Here is a 902-nt window from a genome sequence, read left to right as displayed (position 1 = left end):
GACAACGGGCCGAGCGACATCCTGGTCTCGGGCGGCACCATCGCGGAGAACAGCGCTGGCGGCACGGTCGTTGCTACGCTCTCAACGGTCGACGCCGATACCGGCGAGAGCTTCACCTACAGCCTAGCCGGCACGGATGCCGGGCTGTTCACGGTGGTCGGCAACGAGATCCGTGTCGCGCCGGGCGCGGTGCTCGACTTCGAGGCGGGGGGCACGCGGACCTTCGACCTCACGGTCACGGACGCGGCGGGGCACACGCGGACCGAGACGGTCACGGTCAATCTCACCGACGTCAACGACAACGGGCCGAGCGACATCATCGTGACCGGCGGCACGATCGCCGAGAACAGCGCGGCGGGCACGGTCGTGGCGACCTTGTCGACGGTCGACGCCGATACCGGCGAGAGCTTCAGCTACAGCCTCGTCGGCACGGATGCCGCGAGCTTCGTGGTCGTCGGCAACGAGATCCGTGTCGCGCCGGGCGCGGTGCTCGACTTCGAGGCGGGGGGGACGCGGACCTTCGACCTGACGGTGACGGACGCGGCCGGGCACAGCCGGACCGAGACGGTCACGGTCGACCTGACCGACGTCAACGACAACGGGCCGAGCGACATCCTGGTCTCGGGCGGCACCATCGCGGAGAACAGCGCTGGCGGCACGGTCGTTGCTACGCTCTCAACGGTCGACGCCGATACCGGCGAGAGCTTCACCTACAGCCTAGCCGGCACGGATGCCGGGCTGTTCACGGTGGTCGGCAACGAGATCCGTGTCGCGCCGGGCGCGGTGCTCGACTTCGAGGCGGGGGGCACGCGGACCTTCGACCTCACGGTCACGGACGCGGCGGGGCACACGCGGACCGAGACGGTCACGGTCAATCTCACCGACGTCAACGACAACGGGCC

The 902-nt window shown here is 69.5% G+C and carries 1 protein-coding gene; it reads left to right on the top strand.

Annotation, left to right across the window (positions count from 1 at the left end; all coding sequences use genetic code 11):
* The coding region (locus WBG79_RS27565; RefSeq protein WP_337360459.1) for a cadherin domain-containing protein at window positions 1-902 on the top strand (902 nt) is incomplete at both ends.

Source organism: Prosthecomicrobium sp. N25 (assembly GCF_037203705.1).
In the GTDB taxonomy this organism is placed as follows: Bacteria; Pseudomonadota; Alphaproteobacteria; order Rhizobiales; family Ancalomicrobiaceae; genus Prosthecodimorpha.
This window is presented reverse-complemented; position numbering and strand designations above follow the sequence as displayed.